The following is a 3,928-nucleotide window of genomic DNA, read 5'->3' on the forward strand; positions in this document are numbered from 1 at the left end:
CCAAAATCCGGGGGCCTCACTTTCGGATGTGTCCACTCCTCGGGGTCCATTTTAAAAAGACGGCGCCATTCCTAATTCCTCATTCCTCATTCTTGTTTATTCACCATCCCATGCAAAAATCAATTTCATTTTCCTTATACGTCCATATAGAAAAATTTCATAGTAGCCAATCCAAACAGGTGGAAAATTATCTTTTCTCCGCTTTTCAGACAATATCAGCCTTTTTCGAGATAGTTCAATGGCGAACAGAAAGTAAGCCGATGATAATGACATTTTCTGTCTATTCCCTTTTCCCTCTAATTGGTGTATGATTATCTCCGGCACAAGATATTGTGTATTTGCTCTGCATAAACAACAATATTTAGTATGGTTTGTAAAATACAGAAAAATCAACGCTAATTACGTAGAAATCATAGAAGTACCTTACAGGGGAGTGTTCAATATGGAAAACAGGGACCAGATGAGTGAAATTCACGTCAAAACGAATGTAATCAAGAGAAATGGCCAGGAAGTGTCTTTTGATATTTCCAAGATCATCAATGCCATTGGCAAAGCCAATAAAGAAGTGGAATCCATTCACCAGATGAATGAATTCCAGATCCGCGCTGTGGCAGATATGATTGCAAAAAGGATTGCCTCCTTCCCCCACGCAGTGAATGTGGAAGATATCCAGGATATGGTGGAAAAGGGCATCATGGAAATGCGGGGCTACGAAGTGGCACAGAAGTATGTGCGCTATCGGTATAAGAGAGAAATTTCCCGCAAGAGCAATACCACCGATGACGGCATCCTTTCCCTCATTGACCTTTCCAATGAAGAAGTGAAACAGGAAAACTCCAACAAGAACCCGGTCATCAATTCCACCCAGCGTGACTACATGGCCGGCGAAGTGTCCAAGGACCTCACAAAGCGTCTCCTGCTGCCGGAAGATATTGTCAAAGCCCACGAAGAAGGCATCATCCATTTCCACGATGCCGATTACTTCGCTCAGAGGGAACACAACTGCGACCTCATCAACCTGGAAGATATGCTGCAGAATGGCACCGTCATCAGTCAGACCCTGATCGAGAAACCCCATTCCTTCTTCACCGCCTGCAACGTGACCACCCAGATCGTTGCCCAGGTAGCTTCGAACCAGTACGGCGGCCAGTCCTTTACTCTTGCCCATCTGGCTCCTTTCGTAGATGTAAGCCGCAAGAAGATTACAAAGGAAGTCATGGAAGAACGGAAAGAGACCGGTGAATCCATGGACCCCGGCATCATTGAAAAAATCGTGGAACGGCGGCTGAAGGAAGAAATCAAATCCGGCATCCAGACCATCCAGTACCAGCTCATCACCCTCATGACCTGCAACGGCCAGGCTCCATTCGTCACCATGTTCATGTACCTGGACGAAGTACCGGACGGACAGACCCGGAAAGATCTGGCCATGATTATCGAAGAAGTACTCCGCCAGCGCATGCAGGGCGTGAAGAATGAAAAGGGAGTATGGATTACCCCTGCCTTCCCGAAGCTGATTTACGTGCTGGACGAAGACAATATCCACGACGATTCTCCTTACTACTACCTCACAAAACTGGCTGCGGAATGCACGGCCAAGAGAATGGTACCGGACTACATTTCCGCAAAGATCATGAAACAGATGAAGAACGGCGATGTATACCCCTGCATGGGCTGCCGTTCCTTCCTCACCCCGGATACCGAAGGCCTTGGACCTAAGGGACAGCACAAGTACTACGGCCGCTTCAACCAGGGCGTTGTCACCATTAACCTGGTAGACGTAGCCTGCTCCTCCGGCGGCGATATGGACAAGTTCTGGAAAATCCTGGAAGACCGCCTCGAACTGTGCCATCGGGCTCTCCGCTGCCGCCATGAACGGCTGCTGGGCACCGTATCCGATGTGGCACCGATTCTCTGGCAGTACGGCGCCCTGGCCCGCCTGAAAAAAGGAGAAACCATCGACAAGCTCCTCTTCAATAACTACAGCACCATTTCCCTTGGCTATGCCGGCCTCTATGAAATGTGCGTCCGCATGCTGGGCGTTTCCCATACCACCGAAGAGGGCCGCAAGTTTGCCTTGGCCGTCATGCAGAAGCTGAACGATAAATGTGCAGAATGGAGAAAGAAGGAAAATATTTCCTACTCCGTCTATGGCACCCCCATGGAATCCACTACCTACAAGTTTGCTAAATGCCTGCAGAAGCGGTTCGGCATTATCCCCGGTGTTACCGACAAGAACTACATCACCAACAGCTACCATGTCCATGTAACCGAAAAGATCGATGCTTTCCACAAGCTGAAATTCGAATCTGAATTCCAGAAGCTCTCCCCCGGCGGCGCTATTTCCTACATCGAAGTACCGAACATGCAGACCAATATCCCCGCTGTCCTCACGGTCATGAAGTACATCTATGAAAACATCATGTACGCAGAACTGAACACGAAGAGCGACTACTGCATGGTCTGCGGCTACGACGGCGAAATCAAAATCGTGGAAGATGAAAACGGCAAACTGGTCTGGGAATGCCCGAACTGCGGAAACCGGGACCAGCACAAGATGAGCGTAGCCAGAAGAACCTGCGGCTACATCGGCACCCAGTTCTGGAACCAGGGCCGCACCCAGGAAATCAAAGACAGAGTACTGCACCTGTAATTCTAAAGTCATCTTTACTCCACAGATCATGGCATCAATATGAGCTGTTAATTAGGAATGAGGATTTAGGAATGAAGGAGGGCGGCGCATAAAATTAAAAGCGCCGCCTCTTTTATATGTAAATTCTTACAAATACCAGAAGTTTCTGATACCTATTGCACTGAAACGGCTATACATAAGATTCGCGGCGCTTCTGATTCGTGCGCCGCCATCTCAATTCCTCATTCCTAATTCCTCATTCCTGATTTTATTCCCTAATATTTAAATTCCAACGTCTTTCCAATCGCGGCGAAGCCGCTAAATATATAATCTGCGGCGCTATATGAATTGTGCGCCGCCACTTCCATTCCTCATTCCTAATTCCTCATTCCTAATTAAAAAAGGAGTTTCCATGAAATACGCTAATTTTAAAGAATACGACATCGCCAACGGGCCGGGCATCCGGTTCTCCCTCTTTGTTTCCGGCTGCACCCACCACTGCAAGGGCTGCTTCAATCCGGAGACCTGGGATTTCAACTACGGCAAACCCTTCACGAAGGAAGTGGAAGACTACATCCTGAAGGAAGTGGGCCACGAATTCTACGAAGGCATCACCCTCCTGGGCGGGGAACCTATGGAGCCGGTGAACCAGAAGGGCCTCCTGTCCCTGGTGAAACGATTCAAGGAAATGTACCCCAAAAAGACCCTCTGGTGTTTCACAGGATACCTCTACGACCGGGACCTTCTGGGCCACTTCGCCAAGGTCATGCCGGAAACCATGGAGCTCCTGAAGCGCATCGACGTCCTGGTGGATGGGGAATTCATGCTGGACAAGAAGGATGTGACCCTCCTCTTCAAGGGTTCCTCCAACCAGCGTACCATCGACGTTCCCAAGAGTCTAAAAGCCGGAAAGATCATCACCTGGGACCCCGGAGATACGAGCATGTCGCCGAATTCAAAAATCTGAGCAAGTAAAAAGCACCCCACGGGGTGCTTTTTTAGTGCTGCAGTTTAGCATGCTGACGGGCAGAGTCATTCGCATGAAGCTTCCAGCTTCCAGCTACTAGCCTCCAGGAAAGCTGATTTGCCTGCGGCGCTTTCGACAAATAACCTCCATCGCCTACAGCGCCACCGTCAGACCTCAAAAGAAGGTGCCGGACACTCCCCAACGGGATGAAGAATGCAGTTATGTATCGAAAAAAGCGCCGCAGGCAGTCCAGCCTTCCTAGCTGCTAGAAGCTAAAAGCCAGGGAAGCGCTGATTAATTCGCAGAGTCCGATTATACATGTATTTTCA

General features: G+C 49.1%; 2 protein-coding genes. Both read left to right on the plus strand.

Annotated features, from left to right (window positions below):
- Positions 1-442 precede the first annotated feature (442 nt).
- Positions 443-2,653, plus strand: coding sequence for an anaerobic ribonucleoside-triphosphate reductase (gene nrdD, locus QZR21_RS08445; protein ID WP_296099342.1), 2,211 nt, complete (start codon positions 443-445; stop codon positions 2,651-2,653).
- A gap of 391 nt (positions 2,654-3,044) precedes the next feature.
- Positions 3,045-3,599: an anaerobic ribonucleoside-triphosphate reductase activating protein gene (gene nrdG / locus QZR21_RS08450; protein WP_296099345.1), complete on the plus strand. Its 555-nt coding sequence runs from the start codon at positions 3,045-3,047 to the stop codon at positions 3,597-3,599.
- Positions 3,600-3,928: the final 329 nt, after the last annotated feature.

It is taken from the genome of uncultured Dialister sp., assembly GCF_900541605.1.
Taxonomy (GTDB): domain Bacteria; phylum Bacillota; class Negativicutes; order Veillonellales; family Dialisteraceae; genus Dialister.